Source organism: Micromonospora sp. NPDC047467 (assembly GCF_040643095.1).
GTDB lineage: Bacteria > Actinomycetota > Actinomycetes > Mycobacteriales > Micromonosporaceae > Micromonospora.
On sequence record NZ_JBEYTO010000005.1, the window covers coordinates 85,628 to 105,726 of the forward strand.

At 72.5% G+C, this 20,099-nt stretch carries 18 protein-coding genes; 10 read left to right on the top strand and 8 right to left on the bottom strand.

The annotated features are described in order from the left end of the window. The first annotated feature begins 35 nt into the window (after positions 1 to 35). The 4 genes from ABZ780_RS15850 to ABZ780_RS15865 all read left to right on the top strand — a co-directional run bounded on the left by ABZ780_RS15850 (position 36) and on the right by ABZ780_RS15865 (position 5,814). A complete protein-coding gene (locus tag ABZ780_RS15850; protein WP_357486443.1) occupies positions 36 to 3,413 on the top strand; it encodes an ATP-dependent DNA helicase in 3,378 nt (1,125 codons plus the stop codon). A 227-nt stretch (positions 3,414 to 3,640) separates the two neighbouring features. After that, positions 3,641 to 3,844 carry a cold-shock protein gene (locus ABZ780_RS15855; protein ID WP_101369720.1) on the top strand — a complete coding sequence of 68 codons (204 nt, stop codon included), beginning with the start codon at positions 3,641 to 3,643 and terminating at the stop codon, positions 3,842 to 3,844. A 222-nt stretch (positions 3,845 to 4,066) separates the two neighbouring features. Beyond that, a complete protein-coding gene (locus tag ABZ780_RS15860; protein ID WP_357007370.1) occupies positions 4,067 to 5,380 on the top strand; it encodes a DEAD/DEAH box helicase in 1,314 nt (437 codons plus the stop codon). 233 nt (positions 5,381 to 5,613) lie between these two features. After that, a complete protein-coding gene (locus tag ABZ780_RS15865) occupies positions 5,614 to 5,814 on the top strand; it encodes a hypothetical protein (RefSeq protein WP_357486445.1) in 201 nt (66 codons plus the stop codon). Between the two features lie 125 nt (positions 5,815 to 5,939). Here the strand turns inward: ABZ780_RS15865 and ABZ780_RS15870 are convergent, their stop codons facing one another. From ABZ780_RS15870 to ABZ780_RS15885, 4 genes are read right to left on the bottom strand one after another with little or no spacing between them, the layout of a single operon-like run. Next, positions 5,940 to 6,401, bottom strand: coding sequence for an Rrf2 family transcriptional regulator (locus ABZ780_RS15870; protein ID WP_357486447.1), 462 nt, complete (start codon positions 6,399 to 6,401; stop codon positions 5,940 to 5,942). Position 6,402: 1 nt separating this feature from the next. Further along, on the bottom strand, positions 6,403 to 7,287 hold the full coding sequence (locus ABZ780_RS15875) for an ABC transporter permease (protein ID WP_357007378.1): 885 nt from the start codon (positions 7,285 to 7,287) through the stop codon (positions 6,403 to 6,405). Next, on the bottom strand, positions 7,277 to 8,056 hold the full coding sequence (locus ABZ780_RS15880; RefSeq protein WP_357007381.1) for an ABC transporter ATP-binding protein: 780 nt from the start codon (positions 8,054 to 8,056) through the stop codon (positions 7,277 to 7,279). The genes ABZ780_RS15875 and ABZ780_RS15880 overlap by 11 nt, the downstream gene beginning before the upstream one ends. Further along, complete coding sequence (locus ABZ780_RS15885) at positions 8,053 to 9,117, bottom strand: ABC transporter substrate-binding protein (RefSeq protein WP_357007384.1); 1,065 nt, start codon at positions 9,115 to 9,117, stop codon at positions 8,053 to 8,055. Before ABZ780_RS15885 ends, ABZ780_RS15880 begins: the two co-directional genes overlap by 4 nt. Before the next feature lie 142 nt (positions 9,118 to 9,259). Here ABZ780_RS15885 and ABZ780_RS15890 point away from each other — a divergent pair, with 142 nt between their 5' ends. Genes ABZ780_RS15890 through nudC form a run of 4 tightly spaced genes read left to right on the top strand, consistent with a single transcriptional unit; the run spans position 9,260 to position 14,039 of the window. Then, positions 9,260 to 10,387: an LLM class flavin-dependent oxidoreductase gene (locus ABZ780_RS15890; RefSeq protein ID WP_357486449.1), complete on the top strand. Its 1,128-nt coding sequence runs from the start codon at positions 9,260 to 9,262 to the stop codon at positions 10,385 to 10,387. A 10-nt stretch (positions 10,388 to 10,397) separates the two neighbouring features. Next, positions 10,398 to 11,708 (top strand): pitrilysin family protein, encoded by a 1,311-nt coding sequence (locus ABZ780_RS15895; protein WP_357007390.1) that lies wholly within the window; start codon positions 10,398 to 10,400, stop codon positions 11,706 to 11,708. Beyond that, positions 11,705 to 13,048, top strand: coding sequence for a pitrilysin family protein (locus tag ABZ780_RS15900; protein WP_357007393.1), 1,344 nt, complete (start codon positions 11,705 to 11,707; stop codon positions 13,046 to 13,048). The genes ABZ780_RS15895 and ABZ780_RS15900 overlap by 4 nt, the downstream gene beginning before the upstream one ends. Positions 13,049 to 13,097: 49 nt before the next feature. Then, a complete protein-coding gene (gene nudC / locus ABZ780_RS15905) occupies positions 13,098 to 14,039 on the top strand; it encodes an NAD(+) diphosphatase (protein WP_357008194.1) in 942 nt (313 codons plus the stop codon). 126 nt (positions 14,040 to 14,165) lie between these two features. On the opposite strand, the gene ABZ780_RS15910 is transcribed toward nudC, so the two are convergent. The 3 genes from ABZ780_RS15910 to ABZ780_RS15920 form a co-directional block, all read right to left on the bottom strand. Then, entirely contained in the window at positions 14,166 to 14,435 is a 270-nt protein-coding gene (locus ABZ780_RS15910) for a hypothetical protein (protein ID WP_357007396.1), read from the bottom strand. A gap of 209 nt (positions 14,436 to 14,644) precedes the next feature. After that, the gene (locus tag ABZ780_RS15915) at positions 14,645 to 14,884 is read right to left on the bottom strand and encodes a DUF397 domain-containing protein (RefSeq protein ID WP_357007399.1); all 240 of its coding nucleotides are present in this window, start codon (positions 14,882 to 14,884) and stop codon (positions 14,645 to 14,647) included. Positions 14,885 to 14,957: 73 nt separating this feature from the next. Then, positions 14,958 to 15,938: a helix-turn-helix transcriptional regulator gene (locus ABZ780_RS15920; RefSeq protein ID WP_357007402.1), complete on the bottom strand. Its 981-nt coding sequence runs from the start codon at positions 15,936 to 15,938 to the stop codon at positions 14,958 to 14,960. A 218-nt stretch (positions 15,939 to 16,156) separates the two neighbouring features. On the opposite strand from ABZ780_RS15920, the gene ABZ780_RS15925 reads away from it, so the two are divergent. After that, on the top strand, positions 16,157 to 17,464 hold the full coding sequence (locus tag ABZ780_RS15925) for an MFS transporter (protein WP_357007405.1): 1,308 nt from the start codon (positions 16,157 to 16,159) through the stop codon (positions 17,462 to 17,464). Positions 17,465 to 17,531: 67 nt separating this feature from the next. Here the strand turns inward: ABZ780_RS15925 and ABZ780_RS15930 are convergent, their stop codons facing one another. After that, on the bottom strand, positions 17,532 to 17,774 hold the full coding sequence (locus tag ABZ780_RS15930) for a mycoredoxin (protein WP_357007408.1): 243 nt from the start codon (positions 17,772 to 17,774) through the stop codon (positions 17,532 to 17,534). 93 nt (positions 17,775 to 17,867) lie between these two features. On the opposite strand from ABZ780_RS15930, the gene ABZ780_RS15935 reads away from it, so the two are divergent. Continuing rightward, on the top strand, positions 17,868 to 20,033 hold the full coding sequence (locus ABZ780_RS15935) for an ATP-dependent DNA helicase UvrD2 (RefSeq protein ID WP_357486451.1): 2,166 nt from the start codon (positions 17,868 to 17,870) through the stop codon (positions 20,031 to 20,033). The last annotated feature ends 66 nt before the right edge of the window (positions 20,034 to 20,099 follow it).

A 20,099-nucleotide genomic window follows, 5' to 3' on the forward strand; every position in this document is an offset into this window, starting at 1 on the left:
TTGCGAGCCCCGCAGTCGCGAACAGAGTTTGCACCGTGAGTCAGCCCACCCTGTTCGGGGCCGGTCCGGCACCGACGCCGCGCCGCGCGGACTCCGGCCCTCGGTACACGCCGGTGGAGCTGGCCAAGCTGCTGCGGTTGCCGGCGCCCACCCGGGAGCAGGCCGCGATCATCGCCGCCCCGGTGGAGCCGCTGCTGGTGGTCGCGGGGGCCGGGTCGGGCAAGACCGAGACGATGGCCGCCCGGGTGGTGTGGCTGGTGGCCAACTCGTACGTGCGCCCGGAGCAGATCCTCGGGTTGACGTTCACCCGCAAGGCGGCGGGTGAGCTGGCCCACCGGGTCCGTACCCGGCTCGACCAGTTGATCCGCCGGGTTGGCCGGCAGGGGCGGGACCCGCTGGACGACCCGCTCGCCGGTGAGCCGACCGTCTCCACGTACCACTCGTACGCCGGGCGGATCGTCACCGAGCACGGGCTGCGGGCCGGGTACGAGCCGTCCACGCGGCTGCTCACCGAGGCGTCCCGCTGGCAGTTGGTCGATCTGCTGGTGCGCAACTACGACGGCGACATGTCCGAGGTGGACCGGATGCCGAGCACCATCACCGACGCGGTGTTGGCGCTCGCCGGGGAGCTGGACGAGCACCTGGTCGCCCCGGATCAGCTGGCCGCCTGGACGGGTCGGTTCTTCGCGGAGGTGCAGTCCCGCCCGGGTCGGGTCTACGCGGACGTGCGCAAGGCGCTCACCCTCCAACAGACCCGGCTGCGTCTGCTGCCGCTGGTGCGGGCGTACGCCCGGCGCAAGGAGGACTTCGAGGCGATGGACTTCGCCGACCAGCTCGCCCGGGCGGCCCGGGTGGCCCGGGATCATCCGGGGGTCGGCGAGATCGAGCGGGACCGGTTCCGGGCGGTGCTGCTCGACGAATACCAGGACACCAGCCATGCGCAGGTGGTGCTGCTCAACGCGTTGTTCGGCGGGGGGCACCCGGTGACGGCGGTGGGTGACCCGTGCCAGTCGATCTACGGCTGGCGGGGTGCCAGCGCCGGAACCCTGGACCGGTTTCCCACCGAGTTCGCGCGGACCGACGGCGAGCCGGCCGCGGCGCTCGGGCTGACCACCAGTTGGCGTAACCGTCCGGAGATCCTGCGGGTGGCTAACGCGCTCTCCACCCCGCTGCGCGCGGCCGGCGCGCGGGTGCCGGAGCTGCGCTCCGCGTTGACCGTCCGCGACCCGATCCCGCATCGCAGCCCGGGGGGGTCGGCCGGCGGCACGGTGCACTGCGCGCTGCTGCCCACGTACGCCGACGAGGCGGCGTGGATCGCCGACAGCGTGCTCGCCGCATGGCGGGGGGCGGCTCGGATGCCCGGTGCGGCACCCGAGCACATTCCGGTGGCGCAGCGGCCGACCACCGCCGTGCTGGTCCGGGTCCGCAGTCAGATCCCGGCGATCGAGTCGGCGTTGCGCGAGCGTGGCCTGCCCGTGGAGGTGGTGGGCCTGGGTGGCCTGCTGGACACCCCCGAGGTGCGGGACGTGGTGTGCACGTTGCGGGTGTTGGCCGATCCGACCGATGGGGCGGCGCTGCTGCGGCTGCTCACCGGCGCCCGCTGGCGGATCGGGCCGCGTGACCTGGTGGCGTTGCACCGGCGGGCTCGGGCGATCGCCAACGCCCGACGCCAGGTGGCCGCCGACGACAACTCGGAGATCAGCCCTGACCTCCTGGACGAGGCGACCCTGGTGGAGGCGCTGGCCGATCTCGGCCCGGCGCAGGCGTACTCGGCGGAGGGCTTCGCGCGGCTGCGCGCGTACGGCCGGGAGTTGGCGTTGTTGCGCTACCGCCTGGACCAGGCCCTGCCGGATCTGATCGCGGACATCGAGCGGACCATCGGCCTGGACGTGGAGGTCGCGGTGCGGGCCGGCCGGGACGGCGCCGGCGACGCCGGTCTGGCCCGGGGTCACCTGGACGCTCTCGGCGACGTGGCGGCCCGGTTCAGCGGGGAGACGCCCGGCGCGACCCTCGCCGGTTTCCTGTCCTACCTGGCCGCCGCCGAGGACGAGGAGCGTGGCCTGGCACCGGGCGAGGTCGAGGTGGTGGAGGGCGCGGTGCAGGTGGTGACCGCGCACGCCGCGAAGGGCCTGGAGTGGGACGTGGTGGCGGTGGCCGGGCTGTGTCGTGGGCTGTGGCCCGGGCCGGTGCGTAACTCCGATCACTGGTTGGGTGGGCTGGGCGTGTTGCCGTTCCCGCTGCGCGGCGACGCCGACGGGTTGCCCGAGTTGGCGCTCGACGAGGCGGTCGACCAGCGGGCGGTGGCCCGGGCGGTGACCGACTTCACCGACGCGTGGCGGGCCCACGACGAGCGGGAGGAGCGCCGGCTGACGTACGTGGCGGTGACCCGGCCGCGTCGGCTGCTGCTCTGCTCCGGGTACTGGTGGGGGGAGGGGACCAAGCGGCCGCGAGGTCCGTCGGTCTTCCTGAGTGAGGTGTACGACACCTGCCTGGACGGCGGCCCGGGGCACCTGGTCGACGCGTGGGCGCCGGAGCCCACGCCGGATGCCACGAACCCGACGGCGGAGGTGGTGCTGCGCGCGGAGTGGCCGGCCGATCCGCTGGGTGGCCGTCGGCCGGAGTTGTCCGAGGCTGCGGGGCTGGTCCGCCGACTGATGACCGACGGCCCGGCGCAGGTGGTGGTCTCCGGTGGCCCGGCCGAGCCGGAGGTGGATCCGGAGGTGGCGCGCTGGCGGCGCGAGGCGGACCTGCTGCTGGCCGAGCGGGCCGAGCTGACCCGGCTGTCGGGCGCGGTGGAGGTGGCCCTGCCCGGGCAGTTGAGCGTCACCCAGCTGGTCGCGTTGCGCCGTGACCCGGCGGCGCTGGCGCGTACGCTGCGCCGCCCGGTGCCGACCGAGCCCAACCCGTACGCCCGTCGTGGCACCGCCTTCCACGCCTGGCTGGAGCAGCGCTTCGGTGCCGACCGGCTGCTCGACCTGGATGAGCTTCCCGGCGCGGCGGACGCGGACGCGGCGCCGGATGAGGCGTTGGTGGAGCTTCAGGAGCGTTTCCTGGCCAGCGAGTGGGCCGACCGGGTGCCGGTGGAGGTGGAGGTGCCGTTCGCCACGGTGATCGCCGGCGTGGTGGTGCGAGGGCGGATGGATGCGGTCTTCGCCCGCCCGGGTGGCCGGTTCGACGTGGTCGACTGGAAGACCGGCGCGCAGCCCGTCGGGCCGGCGGCGGAGGTGGCGGCGGTGCAGTTGGCCGTGTACCGGCTGGCGTGGGCGGAGTTGGCGGGTGTGCCCGTCGATCGGGTGGGCGCGGCGTTCCACTACGTGCGGGCCGGGGCGACGGTCCGGCCGGCCGACCTGCTGGATGTGGCGGGGCTCACGGCCTTGATCGCGCATTTGCCAGAGCATTCCGCCCAAGGTTGACCGCTGCGGGGAAATCCGTGCTAGCTTGAACGGGTTGCAGTTTTGGTTACCAGAGACTCTGTGTGCGCCTGGCGGGAATTGTGGCCCCAGGCGCTCTTTGTTGTGTCCGGAGTTCTCCGGGCGGGGCGACCAGAAGCGACAGGCGATTCGCGCATTCCCGCGCGGAGCGCTCCTCTTCGGACCGGCAACAAGTGCGGGTCCGACGTTCCGTCAAGGAGACGAAACACATGGCTATTGGCACCGTGAAGTGGTTCAACGCTGACAAGGGCTTCGGCTTCATCACCCCGGACGGCGGCGGCGCTGACGTCTTCGCCCACTTCTCGGCGATCCAGTCCTCCGGCTACCGGAGCCTGGACGAGAACCAGCGGGTCGAGTTCGAGGTGACCCAGGGCCAGAAGGGCCCGCAGGCGGAGAACATCCGTCCGATCTGATCTTCGGATCGGTCGGTACTACCCGTCGCGCCCTCCGGGTGAGACGGTGACGGGACCGGCCCGCCCCGCCGTCGACCTGCCTAGGCAGGCGGCGGCCCGGCGGCGGGCCGGCCCGTACCCTAATCGGTTCGTGCTTGTGAGTCCTGGCGGCCTTTTCCGCTGGTGACAGCGCCGACTTCGGCGCCCTCCCTCGACACGTGCCGCGTCGAGGAAGGCTCCTGCGTGACCACAGTTATTCCGTCCTTTGCCCACACCGGTCTGGCGCCGGCGCTGCTCAGCGCGCTGACCACGCAGGGCATCAACGAGCCGTTCCCGATCCAGTCGGCCACGCTGCCCGACTCGCTGGCCGGTCGGGACGTGCTCGGACGGGGCCGCACCGGCTCCGGCAAGACCCTTGCCTTCGGGCTTCCGCTGCTCTCGCGTACCGCCGGCCGCAAGGCCCGGCCGGGTCGTCCGCTGGCCCTGGTGCTGGTGCCGACCCGGGAGTTGGCCCAGCAGGTGACCACCGCGCTGGCTCCGTACGCCCGCGCCGTCGGGCTGCGCTGCGCCACCATCGTCGGTGGGCTGTCGTTGCAGCGCCAGGCGGACGCGCTGCGCGCCGGCGCCGAGGTGGTCGTGGCGACCCCCGGCCGGCTGCACGACCTGATCAACCGCGGTGACGCCCGGCTCGACCAGGTCGAGATCACCGTGTTGGACGAGGCCGACCAGATGGCCGACATGGGCTTCCTGCCGCAGGTGACCAAGCTGCTGGAGCAGGTCGCCCCGCAGGGGCAGCGGATGCTCTTCTCCGCGACTCTGGACGGCGGCGTGGACCGCCTGGTCCGCCGCTTCCTGAGTAACCCGGTGACCCACTCGGTCGACCCGGGCACCGCCACGGTCACTGCGATGACCCACCACGTGCTGCACGTCGACGCGGTCGACAAGCCCGACGCGCTGACCCGGATCGCCGCCCGCGAGGGCCGCACCATCCTGTTCATGGGCACCAAGCACCGCGCCGACCGGCTCGCGCGTCAGTTGCTCTCCAAGGGGGTACGCGCGGCCGCGCTGCACGGCGGCAAGTCCCAGCCGCAGCGCACCCGGATCCTGGAGCAGTTCCGCAACGGCCAGGTGACCGCTCTGGTCGCCACCGACGTGGCGGCCCGGGGCATCCACGTCGACGGCCTCGACATGGTGGTCAACGTGGACCCGCCGACCGAGGCGAAGGACTACCTGCACCGGGGCGGTCGGACCGCCCGGGCCGGCGAGTCCGGCAGCGTGGTCACCCTGGTCCTGCCCGAGCAGCGCCGGGACATGTCTCGGCTGATGTCCATCGCCGGCATCCGGCCCGAGTCGGTCCAGGTCCGCCCGGGTGACGGGTCGCTGGCCCGGGTGACCGGCGCCCGCGAGCCGTCCGGCGTGCCGGTGACCATTGTGGCCCCGCCGGTGGCCGCTGGTCGGGGCCGCGCCGCCGCTGGTCCGGTCGCCGATGGCGCCGCCCGGCCGGCGCACCGCGCGTCGGGTCGGTCCCGCCGGCCGCGTCGCCCGCGTACCGTCTGACCGTTCACATCCTGACCGACCCGTCCCGCTTCGGCTGGGCGGGTCGGTTTGTCTTCCGGGTGGTCCGGTTCTGGCCCCGCGTCAACGGCCGGATGGTCGCGGCCCCGGCTGTTCGGCTGAGTCGGCAATCAGCCTCGGTTGGGTCGGCTGGCCGACTGTTTTCCGGCGCGATGTGGGCAAAGCTGACCACCGGGGGGACGCCGGGCGGGGGGCTCGGCGCGGAAGGGGTGGCCATGGCGGGCGAAGCCGGCTCGGGAGCGCTGCGGGAACTGACCCTGGTGGTCGCGGTCGCGCTCGCCGGGTTGCTGCTCGCCATGGTTGCGGCCTTCATGCCCTGGCAGACCACCGCGACGGGCAACGCTCCCGCCGGTCTGGTGGAGCTGCGCAGCCCCGGCGACCCGGGCTCTGGCCCGACGGTCGGGCACGTGGGCTGAGCAGTGACCGGCCGACCGGCGCCGGCGGAGGGGCAGGCCCGGTCAGCTCGGTACGAGGTGTGGTCGGGCCGGCGGGGCACCGGCCCGACCACACCGCCACCGCAGTGGGCGGCCGGACCAGGCGATCATGATGCGGTGGGTGCTCGGTCGGTCGATTCGCGGTCGAGCAGGTCGGCGAGGGTGGTGCTGTCGACCACGGTGGCGATCGCCCCGTGCACGGCCAGCCAGACGTCGGTGAGCCCCGCGGCCACCCCGTGGTATCCGGCTCGCTCGGCGGGCAGCCCTCGTACCGTGGTCAGCGAGCCGCCGACCGCGCGCAGCACGTCCCCGACGGTGATCTCCTTGGGTGGCCGGGTCAACGCGTACCCGCCCTCGGCGCCGCGATGGCTGTGCAGCAGGCCGGCCCGGCGCAGGTCGAGCAGGATGCCCTGGAGGAAGCTGAGCGGAATCTCCTGCACCTCGGCCAGGCTGGCCGCCTTCACCAACTCGGCACCGTCACCACCACCGCCACCGCCGCCGCCGCGAACGGCGGCGGCGATGGCGAGCATGGCCCGGAGCGCGTAGTCGCTGCGCGCGGAGACGTACACGTCACTGACCAGCCTGGTCCAGTACGCCCCAGCGCCGACGGATCGACTTGTCCGCCGCGCCGAACGCCGCGTCCACCACCAGGCCGAGCGTCAGGATGACGATCATTGTGGAGAGCAGCCAGGGCGCGTCGGACAGCTCGCGTGAGTAGGTGAGCTGGGCACCGAGCGAGGTCTGCGAGATGCCGACCACGAGCAGTTCGCCGGCCATCAGACTCCGCCAGGAGAACGCCCAACCCTGCTTGAGCCCCGCGACGATCGCCGGCAGCGCGGCCGGCGCGATCACGTACCGGTAGAGGTTGAGCCCTCGGGCACCCAGGTTGCGGCCGGCGCGCTGCAGCAGCGGTGGCACGTAGTCCACACCGGAGATGACCCCGTTGGCGATGGACGGTGCCGCGCCGAGCACCACCACGAAGAAGATCGCCTTCTCGCTCAGCTCGAACAGCAGGATGGCCAGCGGGAACCAGGCGATCGACGGCATGGTCTGCAACGCGGTGATCATCGAGCCGATGGCGGCCCGGAGGACCTTGAACCGGGCCACCGCCAGGCCCACCAGCAGACCGACGGCGACGGAGAAGACGTACCCGAGGGCGGCCCGTCGCAGCGTGGTGACCAGACCGTCCCAGAGCTGTGGGCCCTGGGCCTGGTTGACCAGCTCGCGGCCGACGACCAGTGGGCCGGGCAGCGAGTACGGCGGCTTCCAGCCCGACCAGACCACCAGCTGCCAGGCCGCGATGACGATGGCCAACGCGGCCAGCTTGGGCCAGGTGGCCGCCCAGATCCGCTTGCCCCGGGAGACCTCCGGCTCCCGACCGGCGATCTCCAGCGCGTCGAGGCCGGAGATCTGCGCGTCGGTCCGCGCTGTGCTGGTCAGGGTGTCATTGGCCATGGCGGCCCACCTCCGTGCGGAGCCGTTCGGTGACGTCGGCGGCGATGGCGGCGACCTCGGGGGAGTCGATCCGCCGTGGCCGGGGGATGTTCACCTCGGTGGAGTAGATGATCCGGCCGGGGCGGCTGGAGAGCAGGATGATGCGGTCGGCCAGCCGGGCCGCCTCGCGGACGTTGTGCGTGACGAAGAGCACCGAGAGGTTGCGTTCGGACCAGATGCGTTCCAGCTCGTCGTGCAGGATGTCCCGGGTCATGGCGTCCAGCGCGCCGAACGGCTCGTCCATCAGCAGCACCGGCGTGTCCAGCGCCAGGGTGCGGGCGAGCGCTACCCGCTGCCGCATGCCGCCGGACAGCTCGTGCGGCCGCTTGCGGCCGAACTCGCCCAGGTGCACCGTGCGCAGCAGCTCAGCCACCCGTTCGCGTCGCTTGGACCGGGGCAGGCCGCGCAGTTTCAGCGGCAAGTCGACGTTGGCGTCGACGGTCAGCCAGGGGAAGAGCGCCGGCTCCTGGAACATCAGCCCAGGGGTGATGTCGCCGGCCAGGTCGATCTGCCCGCCGCTGGGCCGGTCCAGGCCGGCGACCAGGTTGAGTAGGGTGCTCTTGCCGCAGCCGGAGGCGCCGACCAGGCAGACGAACTCACCGGGTGCCACGTCCAGGGACACGCCGTCGAGGGCCAGTACAGCGCTCTCCCCGCGTCCGTACACCTTGGTCACGCCGGAGAGCGCGACCGCGGTGGTCGCGCTTCCCGGCGTCGTCGTGGTCGACGTCATGGCTGGACGACCTCGGGCTTCCCCGCGGCCTTGAGCGCCTTGTTGAGGTACGACAGGTCGTACAGGCCGTCGAGGTTCACCGGGTCGGTCAGCTTGACCTCGACGGCGTGGTCGAGCCCGGCCTTGAGCGAGGAGGGGATCGGGTCGTTGGTGAACTCCAACGTCGGCCACGCCTGCTTGATCAGCTTCAGGTCCAGCGGCTTACCGGTGATCTTGCCGATCGCTTCGGAGATGGCCTGCTGGGCCTCGTCCGGCTTGGTGTTGACGAACTCGTTCGCGGCGACCTGGCCCTCGACCAGCTTCTGCACGACGTCCGGGTGTGCCTTGAGGAACTTCGTGCTGACCAGCAGGTTGGTGATGACGAACTTCCCGTCCGGCCACAGGTCGCGCTCGTCGACCAGCACCTTGCCGCCGGCGTTGATCAGGCGGGAGACGAAGGGCTCGGGCACCCAGGCACCGTCGATGGCGCCGCTGTTGAACGTCTCCACCGTCTGGGCGTTCTCCTGCGGGACGATCTTGACGTCGCCGCCGCCCTCCTTGGTGGTGGTCAGCCCCTGCTGCTTGAGCCAGTAGCGGATCGCCACGTCCTGGGTGTTACCCAGCTGGGGGGTGGAGATCTTCTTGCCCTTGAGGTCCTGCGCTCCGTTGATGCCCGGCTTGACCACCAGCGCCACGCCCCCGGAGGCCGCGCCGGAGACGACCCGGACCGCCTCCCCATTGGACTTGGAGAACGCGTTCACGGTGGGGTTCGGGCCGATGTAGGTCGCGTCGAGCGCGCCGGAGAAGACGGCCTCGATGGCGGCCGGACCCGCGTTGAACGTCTTCGGCTCCAGCTTCACGTCAGCGCCGAGCTTCTCGGCAAAGATGCCCTTCTCCACGCCGACCACCGCCGGCGCGTGCGTGATGTTGGGGAAGTAGCCGAGCCGGAGGGTCACTGGCCCGGAGCTGCCGCCCGCGCCCTCGCTGTCGTCGCCGCACGCGGCGGCGGTGCCCAGGGTGGCCGTGCCGACGGCGGCGAGGGTGGCCAGGGTGACCAACCGGCGCAGGGGGAGGCGTCTCATCGTCCTATCCAATCCGCAGTATTCCTACTTAGTTGGTAGGAAGAGTGGGCCAGGGTGGCGGCAGCGTCAAGCCCCATCCACATAGCGGGAAGACGCGTCTCAGATATGTCGGCATTTCCTACCAGTTCGCTAGGGTAGGCGGGTGACCGGAGCGATGACCTTCCATTGGTTCCTGCCCACCTCCGGCGACGGCGACCAGGTCGGCGCCGCCACCGTCACCGCCGGGGCCGCGCGCCATGACCGGGCCGCGACCGTGGCGTACCTGGCCGAGGTGGGCCGCGCCGCCGAGGCCAACGGCTTCGCCGCCGTCCTCACCCCCGTCGGCGCCGGCTGCCCCGACCCGTGGATCGTCTGCGCGGCGGTCTCCCAGCACACCGAGCGGCTCGGCATGCTGGTCGCGATCCGAGCCGGCTTCGCGCTGCCCACCCTGATCGCCCAGCAGGCCGAGGCGTTCCAGGCCATCTCCGGTGGTCGGCTGGCGCTCAACATCGTGACCGGCGGCGACCCGGCCGAGCAGCGCGCGTACGGCGACTTCCTGGGGCACGACGACCGCTACGCGCGCACCGGGGAGTTCATCGAGGTGCTGCGCCGCGCCTGGGCCGGCCGCCCCTTCGACCACGCCGGAACGCACTACCGGGTCGACGGCGGTGGCCTGGCCACCCCGTTGGCCGACCCGCCGCCGGTCTACTTCGGCGGCGCGTCCCCGGCCGCCGAGACGGTGGCCGCCCGGCACGCCGACACGTACCTGATGTGGGGCGAACCACCGGCGGCGATCGCGGCCCGGGTCACCCGGATCCGGGCGCTCGCCGCCGAGCATGGCCGCGCCCTGCGCACCGGCCTCCGGCTGCACGTCATCGCCCGGCCCACCAGCGCCGACGCGTGGGCCGAGGCGGACCGGCTGCTGGCCGGGATGAGCCCGGAGCGGATCACCGCCGCCCAGGCCCGGTTCCGCCGGATGGACTCCGTCGGCCAGGCCCGGATGGCCGCGCTGAACGCCGGCCGCACCGACGAGCTCACCGTCGCACCGAACCTCTGGGCCGGCGTCGGCCTGGTCCGCGAGGGCGCCGGCACCGCGCTGGTCGGCAGCTACGCCGAGGTGGCGGCCCGGATCGACGAGTACGCCGCGCTCGGCGTCGACGAATTCATCCTCTCCGGCTGGCCGCACCGGGAGGAGGCCGAGCGGGTCGGCGCCGAGGTGCTGCCCCGGGTCACCGCCCCGGTAGCGGCTGCTCCGGGGAGGTCGCGGATGACGGGGGTGCCGACGCGCTAGGGTCGTTCCCGTGGCGGCGCGGAGATCCAGAATTCCAGCGACGAAGTATCCGGTCGAGCGGTTCACCCTCGACAACGGCCTGCGGGTGGTGCTCACCCCTGATCGCAGTGCCCCGGTGATCGGGGTGGCGGTGGTCTACGACGTCGGCATCCGGTCCGAGCCCGAGGGGCGCACCGGCTTCGCCCACCTCTTCGAGCACCTGATGTTCCAGGGCTCGGAGAACCTGGAGAAGCTAGCCCACTTCCGGCACGTGCAGGGCGCCGGCGGCACCTTCAACGGCTCCACCCACCTGGACTACACCGACTACTTCGAGACGCTGCCGAGCAACGCGCTGGAGCGCGCGCTGTTCCTGGAGGCGGACCGGATGCGCGGCCCCCGGCTGACCGAGGAGAACCTGCGCAACCAGGTCGACGTGGTCAAGGAGGAGATCCGGGTCAACGTGCTCAACCGGCCGTACGGTGGCTTCCCCTGGCTGACCCTCCCGCCGGTCATGTTCGACACGTTCCCCAACGCGCACGACGGTTACGGCTCCTTCGACGACCTGGAGTCGGCCACCGTCGCCGACGCGGCGGACTTTTTCCGCCGCTACTACGCCAGCGGCAACGCGGTGTTGGCGGTCAGCGGCGACATCGACGTGGCCGAGGCGACCGAGCTGGTCACCCGGCACTTCGGCGACGTGCCGGCCCGTCCGGCGCCGAAGCGGCCCGACTTCACCGAGCCCGACCTGACCGCCGAGCGGCGCACCTCGTACACCGACGCCCTGGCACCGCTGCCTGCGGTGGCCGGCGCCTGGCGGGTGCCCGACCCGATCACCGACTTCGCCGGCTACCTGCCGTACGTCGTGCTGGCCGAGGTGCTCACCGACGGTGACGCGTCACGGCTGGTGGAGCGGCTGGTCCAGCGCGACCGCTCGGTGACCGGCCTCAGCGGGTACCTCGGCTTCATGGGCGACCCGTTCGACGTGCGCGACCCCACCGCGCTGCTGCTCCAGGCGCACCTGCCGCCGGGCGGCGACGTGGACAAGGTGCTGCGCACCGTCGACGAGGAGCTGGACCGGCTGGCCACCGACGGGCTGACCGACGGCGAGCTGGCCCGGACTCAGGCCCGGATGGCGACCCACCTGCTGCGCGACACCGACGCGGTGCTCGGCCGGGCGCTCCAGATGGCCGTACTGGAACAGCAGCGCGGCGAACCGGGCCTGCTCAACGACCTGCCCCGGCTGGTCGGCGACGTGACCGAGGAGCAGGTCCAAGCCGCTGCGGCCACCCTGCGCCCGGAGCGGCGCGCCACGATCGAGGTCATTCCCGGAGGTGCCCGATGACGGCGACCGTGTCTGCCGGGCCGCGTACGCTGCCTCCGCTCGGCCCCACCCGCAAGCTCAAGGTGCCCAAGCAGTCCGAGCGCACCCTGCGCAACGGGCTCACCGTGATCGCCGTACGCCGGCCGGCGGTGCCGCTGGTCGAGCTGCGGCTCTGGGTGCCGTTCGGCCGGGCACATCTGGCGCGCGGCGCGATGCTCTCGCAGACCATGCTCTCCGGCACCGAGTCGATGACCAGCGTGCAGATCGCCGCCGAGCTGCAGAAGGTGGGCGGCGGGCTGTCCGCGGGGGTCGATCCGGACCGCCTGATGCTCTCGGGCGCCGGCCTGGTGACCGGTCTGGACCGGATGCTGGAGCTGATGGCCGAGGTGCTGACCGGCGCCAGCTACCCCAGCGACGAGGTGGCCACCGAACGGGACCGGCTCATCGATCGGATCCAGGTCGCGCAGAGCCAGCCGGCGCACCTGGCCCGGGAGGCGTTGCTGAAGCGGATCTACGGGCGGCACCCGTACGCGACGCAGACCCCGGAGCCGAGCCAGATCCGCGCCGTGCGGCCGGCGGCGCTGCGCACCCTGCACGCCGAGCGGGTGCATCCGGCCGGCGCGCAGTTGGTGGTGGTCGGTGACGTGCAGCCGGAGAAGGCCCTGGACGCGGTCGAGCGGGCGCTCGGCGGTTGGGTCGGCGCTGGGCGTACGGCCACCCTGGCGGCCACTCCGCCGCTGGAGCCGGGGCCGCTGCTGCTGGTCGACCGGCCCGGCTCGGTGCAGTCCTCGCTGCGGGTGGCGCTGCCGGCGGTGCCGCGCACCGACCCGGACCACGCCTCGCTGCAACTGGCCAACCTGATCTTCGGCGGTTACTTCTCCTCCCGCTGGGTGGAGAACATCCGCGAGGACAAGGGCTACACGTACGGCCCGCACTCGGTGATCGAACACTCGGTGGCCGGGTCGGTGCTGGTCGCCGCCGCCGAGGTGGCCACCGAGGTCACCGGCCCGGCGCTGCTGGAGACGACGTACGAGCTGGGCCGGCTGGCGTCGCTCCCGCCGAAGCCGGAGGAGCTGGAGCAGGCCCGCCAGTACGCCCTCGGCACCCTCCAGCTCGGCATGTCGACCCAGGCCGGTCTGGCGGCGTTGACCAGCGCGTACGCCGGCAGCGGCCTGCGTCTGGACTTCCTCGCCGAGTACGCGGCCCGGTTGGCGAAGGCCACCGTCGACGACGTCGCGCGGGTCGCGGCGCAGTACCTCGCGCCGGCTCGGGCGGCGGTCGTGGTGCTCGGCGACGCGGAGCGGGTCACCCCCGCGCTGACCGCGCTGACCGAGATCCGGACCGAGCCGGTGCAGTCGTGAGCCGACCGGTCACACCGGCTGCGGCGGGCGTGGCGTGAGCGGGGAGACGATGCCGCCGCTGGCCCGGTCCACCCTGGACCGGGTCGCGCACCGGCGCGGCGACTCGCAGTGGCTGACCGAGGCGTGGCTGCGCGGTCGGGTGCTGCTGCTCGACTCGACCGACGGGCGGACGCTGGCCCGTACCGACGTGTCGCCCCCGGCCCTTGTGTTGTTCGGCGCGGAGGACGTGCCGGCCGGCTCCGAGGCGACCGCGATGTTCCTCGGTGTCGAGCCGGACGGGGTGCCGGTCTTCGCGGTCGACGCGCGGCTGCCGGCGCTCCGCGGCACCCGGGCGGTCAACCTGCGGGAGGTGGGCCACCTGCTGGCCGACCGGGAGGCGGGCATCTTCACCACCGCGCTCGCGCTGGTCAACTGGCACACCCGGCACGGCTACTCGGCGACGAGCGGGGCGCCGACCGCGATGGACGAGGCCGGTTGGTCCCGGGTGGACCGCAACGGCGGGCGGATCTGGCCGCGTACCGATCCGGCGATGATCGTGCTGGTGCACGACGGCGTCGACGGGCCGGACGGCCGCTGCCTGCTCGGCAACAACGCCGGTTGGTCGGGCACACCGGGCGGTCGGCGCTACTCCTGCCTGGCCGGTTACATCGAGCCGGGGGAGTCGGCGGAGGCCGCCGTGCTGCGTGAGGTCCGCGAGGAGGTGGGCATCGGGATCGACCGGATCGGGTACGCCGGCAGCCAGGCATGGCCGTTCCCGGGGTCGCTGATGCTGGGCTTCCTGGCCACCGCGGACCCCACGGAACCGGTGCGGGTCGACCCGTCGGAGATCGCGTACGCCCGCTGGTTCTCCCGGGACGAGGTCGGTGCGGCGCTGGCCGGGCGGACCGTGGACGTGGGCGATGGAGCCCGGCTGATCCTTCCTCCGCCGTCGTCGATCGCGCTTTTCCTCATCCACCGCTGGTTGGACGGCTGGGTGGACACCGGTCGGTGAGCACGGTCCCGGCCCGTGGCCGCCGTTGCCGCGACGGTCACGGGCCGGGAACACGGGCCGCCGTGGTCGGTTAGGGCGAGTTACGCGGCGGGGGAGCCGAGTCGACCACGACGGACGTCTGGTGGGTCAGGTGCCGGTGCGGCGGCGCAGGAAGGCGGGTCGGGGCTCGCCGAGCGGGAGGACCTTGACCCGTTGCCTGCCGGCGCGGACCGCGCCGACCGTGGAGAGGGCCCGGGCCAGCAGTAGCGCGGCGTCCCGGTCCTCCGCGTGCACGGTCTGCCGGCGCGGCTCGGGCGTGGTCGTCTCGTCGCGGAGTCGGTGGCCATCCGCCCAGGCTGCGGCGATGTCCCCGTCGGCGACGGTGCGGATGTCGGTGCGAACGATCAGGAAACGCATGGGGGTCTCCGGATGAACCGCGACGGATGAGCCGGTGGAAGTTCTATGAATTCAAGGGTCATGTTACGCCGCGTGTTCGTCCCAGCAAGTGAAACGCACCTATTGATTGCGAGTCATCCGATCGGTGGATGCCTGGTCAGCGGGTCGGCGGCGGGTAACGCGACGGGGCCGCCGGCGAACTGCCGGCGGCCCCGTCCCCTTTCGACGGCTCAGTCCAGGTCGAACTGACCTGTCTTCGTTCCCGCGATGAAGTCGAGCCACCCCGCCCGGTTGAACAGCAGCACCGGGCCACCCCGGTCCTTGCTGTCGCGTAGCGCGACGGCCGACGGGCCGGTGCCCAGCGGGGCGACCTCCACGCAGTTGGAGGTCTGGCTGCGCGTGCTCGTACGCCATGGCGCGTCCGCCAACGAGTTGGCGGAGACGGACGGCGTGTTGTGGATGTCGTTCATGGTTCTGCTCCTGATGTGAACCGATCCGATGGGACGAGTGGTGCCGCACGCCCCGACGGAGGTCCCCTGTGGATCACAGTTCCGTCAGCCGCCCCGAAGCCCGGCGGCGTTGGACCGGCGCGGTTGCCGAGCCGAACACCACTGTGGATGGGGGCGTCGCCTCGGTCACCCGTCCTGTCGCCTCGATCAGCCAGGAGAGGGTGTCCGAGGCGTTAAGTGCCGCCGTGCATAGCCACTCGAACACCACTTTATAGCGATTTAGCGCGATTGCCTCGGTCGACATGACGTCGGTGAACCCCCCTTCGATGGCCAATGTCTCCGGATCGAGCGGATCGGCGAACCGGTAGAGGGAGAACGCGGTCGGCGGAAGGTACCAATCGCCGATCTGGGTGTCCCGGAGCAGCACGTGCAGTGTCACGTTGGGCAGCAGGGCCAGCTCACAGAGCTGACGCAGTTGCTCGTGCAGCACCTCGGGCGGCCCGGCCCGGCGACCGAGGGCCGCCTCCTCCAGCACGGCGGTGTAACGCGGCGCGTGCGGCTCCCGGGTCAGCAGCGACTGGCGGGCCAGTCGCGCACGCACCTCGGTCTCCGGCTCATCGCCAGGCTTCGGTTCGCCGGCGCTTTCGGCGACCTGGCGGGCCGAGACGATGCGGACCTGCGCGTACCCGGCGGTCTGCAACAGGCCGGGCACCAGCACCGGGTTGTACTCGGAGATCTCCGCGCAGCCCGCCTCCAACTCGGCCCAGCTGCGCTGCTGCTGCGTCATCACCGGAAAGTTCTTCAACCAGCCCCGCATGTCGCCGGCCTCGCCGGCGATTCCGAGCAGCTCCTCGCGCAGGGCCGCGTCGGCACCGTAGAGGTCGAGCAGAACGGCGACGTCCTGCGGGTCTGGCCGGCTACGACCGTTCTCCAGCCGGGACAGCTTGGACGCGGACGCCCAACCGATCCGTTCGATGACCTGGTCACCGGTGAGGCCCGCGGCCTCACGCAGGCGGCGCAGCTCTAGGCCCAACCTGCGGCGACGCATGATCGGGCTGGGTGCGGCAGGAGGCACAGTGTCCTCTTTCCCGTCGACCGCCGCAGACGCGACGGTAACTGTATGAAATTCGCCCCCCACAGTCAGTATGGACGGCGCGACCGGCGTCGGAGGTTTCGGCGGGGGCGTGTCTTGCGAAAAATGGACCACGGGTACGCCGGACGACGACGGACCTGCGGTCGCGGCCCCGTCGACCACGCCCACCCCGGGCGCGCCATCCCCGCCGGAGGGACCCCATGCGCACCGTCCTGCGCCGACCCGACTTCCGCCTGCTCTTCGGCGGTCTGCTGGCCAGCATGACCGCCGAGTCGATCCTGCTGCTCGCGCTCGCGATCTGGGTCAAGGATCTGACCGGCTCCAACGGGCTCGCCGGCGGCACCATCTTCGCCGTCGTCGCCCCGATGACGTTGGCGCCACTGGTCGGCTGGTTCGTCGACCGGTACCCGCGCCGTCCCTTCTTCGTGGGCGCGAACCTGGCCACCGCGGCGCTGCTCACCCCGCTGTTCACGGTCCGGGACGCGGGCGACATCTGGCTCGTCTACCTGGTCGCCGCCCTGTACGGCCTGTCGTCGATCACACTAGGCGCGGCGCTCAGCGGGCTGATCCGACAACTCGTGCCGGTGGAGTTGCTGGCCGAGGCGAACGGCGCGCTGCAGACCGTACGCCAGGGGCTTCGGCTGATCGGCCCGCTGGCCGGCGCGGCGCTCTACGCGGCGCTCGGCGGGTGGGCGCTGGCCGGGATCGGCATGATCGGCTTCATGACCGCGGCCGCGGTGGTGACCACGGTGCCCAGCCCGCAGCCGGCGTCGCCGACCCTGCGGCTGCGCTGGCCCGCCGAGCTGGGGGCCGGCCTGCGACACCTGGCCGGTGTGCCGGCCCTGCGCCGGGCACTGCTCGGCTACGGGCTGGGGTCGTTGGTGATGGGCTTCAGCGAGTCGCTGATCTTCGCCTACGTCGACCAGGGGTTGGACCGCAACGCCGCGTTCGTGGGCGTGCTGGTCACCGTGCAGGGCGTGGGTGGGCTGCTCGGCGGGCTCTGCTCACCGGCGCTGGTCCGCCGGCTCGGCGAGGTCGGCACGCTGGCTGCCGGCGTGGCCTTCTTCGGGCCGGCGGCGCTAGCGCTCGCGTACCCCGACCTGCGGCTCGCCTTCGCGGCGGTGTTGCTGGCCGGCATCTCGCTTCCGCTGACGATGGTGGGGCTGCACACGCTGATCCAGCGGCGTACCCCGCCGGCGCTTGTCGGTCGGGTCGCCGCGGCGACCCAGGCGGTGGTGAGCGGCCCTCAGGCGTTCTCCATCGGCGTGGGCGCGCTGCTGGTCGGCGTCCTGGACTACCGGACGCTGTTCGTGCTCGTCGGGGTGGCCACCCTCGCGGCGGGCGCTTACCTGTGGCGGGGTCGGCACCTGAGCGCGCCGGCCGGAGCACGTCCGCCCCTGCCGCCCACCTCGCCGACGAACCCGTCAATTCCGGCGCCCCGCCGCCCGGCCGAGGTCGAGATCGACCAGCCGGTGGCGACGGGAACCCCCCGCACGCCCCGGCGGTGACCGGCGCCGGGCACGACGAACGGCCGCCCGGGTGGGGCGGCCGTTCAGGAAGAGGCGACTCGGCCGGTCAGGCGGTGAGGGTCGCCAGGTGCTGCTTGACCTGGGTGATCGAGGGATTGGTCAGGGCGCTGCCGTCGGCGAAGCGCAACGTCGGCACCGTCTGGTTGCCGCCGTTGACGCTCATCACGAACTCCGCGGCCTTCGGGTCCTCCTCGATGTCGACCACCTCGTACCCGATGCCCTCCCGGTCGAGCTGCGACTTCAGCCGGTGGCAGTAGCCGCACCAGGGGGTGGAATACATCGTCAGCATGGTCGGACCCTCCAACTCCTCCAGCCGCCGGCTTGCGGATCAAGCCGAGGCTGTCCGCTACAACATCCGGAGGAGCTGAGATGATTCCTGGTTGTGGTGGTTCACTCAGCGTCGGAACGCGTACTTGCCGGGCTGGACCCTGAGCAACGCTCCGCGGTGACCGCACCCGCCGGCCCGGTCTGCATCCTCGCCGGCGCCGGCACCGGCAAGACCCGCGCGATCACCTCCCGGATCGCCCATCGGGCACTCTCCGGTGAGATATCCCCCCGGCACGTGCTCGCCGTCACCTTCACCGCCCGGGCCGCCGCCGAGATGCGAAGTCGACTCACCGTGCTCGGGGTCGGTGGTGTGCAGGCGCGGACGTTCCACGCGGCGGCGCTGCGCCAGGTGCGCTACTTCGCCCCCCGGCTGCTGGCCGGGCGGGCCATGCCCGAGCTGCTGGACAGCAAGGTGCGGCTGGTCACCCTCGCCGCGGCCCGGGTCGGCCTGCGCACCGACCGGGCCGCCGCACGGGACCTGGCCGGCGAGATCGAGTGGGCCAAGTCGTCGCTTGTCGAGCCCGGGGATTACGTGGTGTCGGCGGCCCGCGCGCTGCGCGACACGCCGCACGAGCCGGCGAAGGTCGCCGAGGTGTTCACCGCGTACGAGCAGCTCAAGCGCTCCAACGGGGTGATCGACTTCGAGGACATGCTGCGCGCCGCAGTGTGGGGCATCGAGGAGCACCCGGACGTCGGCGAGCAGATCCGCACCCAGTACCGGCACTTCGTGGTCGACGAGTACCAGGACGTCAACCCACTCCAGCAGCGGTTGCTGGACGCCTGGCTGGCCGGCCGCAACGACCTGACCGTGGTCGGCGACGCCAGCCAGACCATCTACTCGTTCACCGGGGCGACCTCGGCGTACCTGGTCGACTTTCCGCGCCGACACCGGGGCGCCACCGTGGTCCGGCTGGTCCGCGACTACCGCTCCACCCCGCAGGTGGTGGGGCTGGCCAACGCGGTGATCTCCCAGGCCCGTGGCACCGAGGCGCGACTGCGGCTGGAGCTGAGCGGGCAGCGCCCGGCCGGCCCCGAACCCGACCTGCGGATCTTCACCGACGAGCCGGCCGAGGCGAACGCGGTGGCCGCCCGCTGCCGGTCGCTGATCGACGCGGGCACGCCGGCCAAGGAGATCGCCGTGCTGTTCCGGATCAACGCGCAGTCCGAGGCGTACGAGAAGGCGCTCACCGAGGCCGCGGTGCCGTACGTGGTGCAGGGCGCCGAGCGCTTCTTCGAGCGGACGGAGGTGCGCCAGGCGATGGTCGCGCTGCGCGCCGCCACCCGCTCGATTCCGGGCGAGACCCCGCTGCCGGTCGCCGTCGTCGAGGCGCTCACCGCGGTCGGCTGGGCCCCCGACTCGCCTCCGGCCGGGGGTGCCGCCCGGGAGCGCTGGGAGGCGCTCGCCGCGCTGGTCCAGCTCGCCGAGGAGTACGCGGCCAGCCCCGAGGTGGTGCCGATCGGCGAGGCGGCGTCGGTGGAGCGCCCGGTCACCCTCACCGACTTCAACGAGGAACTGGCCCGCCGCGCCGCCCAACAGCACGTACCGACGGTGGACGGGGTCACCCTCGCGTCGCTGCACTCGGCCAAGGGGCTGGAGTGGGACGCCGTCTTTCTGGTCGGCCTCGCCGAGGGAACCCTGCCCACCACGTACGCCAAGACCGTCGAGCAGGTCGAGGAGGAGCGCCGACTGCTCTACGTGGGGATCACCCGGGCTCGGGAGTGGCTCTGGCTGTCGTACGCCGCAGCCCGCTCGCCGGGCGGTCGGGCCCGGCGGCCGTCGCGGTTCCTGCCCCAACTGGACCGCTCCGGCGGAACCGAGCGGGCCTCTGCCGGCACCGGCCCGGCGCGTCGCCCGGAGCGGCGCCGGACGCAGATCGTGTCCTGCCGGATCTGCGGCGCCACCCTGCTCGCCGGCCCGGACCGCAAGCTCGGTCGCTGCCCCACCTGTCCCTCCGATATCGACGATGAGCTGCACGAACGGCTACGCGAGTGGCGGCAGCGGGTGGCCGGCGCGCAGAAGGTCCCGGCGTACGTGGTCTTCACCGACGCCACGCTTGTCGCGCTGGCCGAGCGACGTCCCGGCCGACCGGAGGAGTTGATCGCCATCGCCGGCATCGGCCCCCGAAAATTGGGCCTCTACGGCGAGTCGGTGCTGGCCCTCGTGGGGGGTGCGGGGGTGGACGACGTCTGCCCAGAGAAAACTTTCGAAATCTCGTCGTAAATTCGTTTGCCCTCGCCCCCGGGCGAGGAATAGCCTCAGAACACACCACGCGAGCGGCGCCATTCC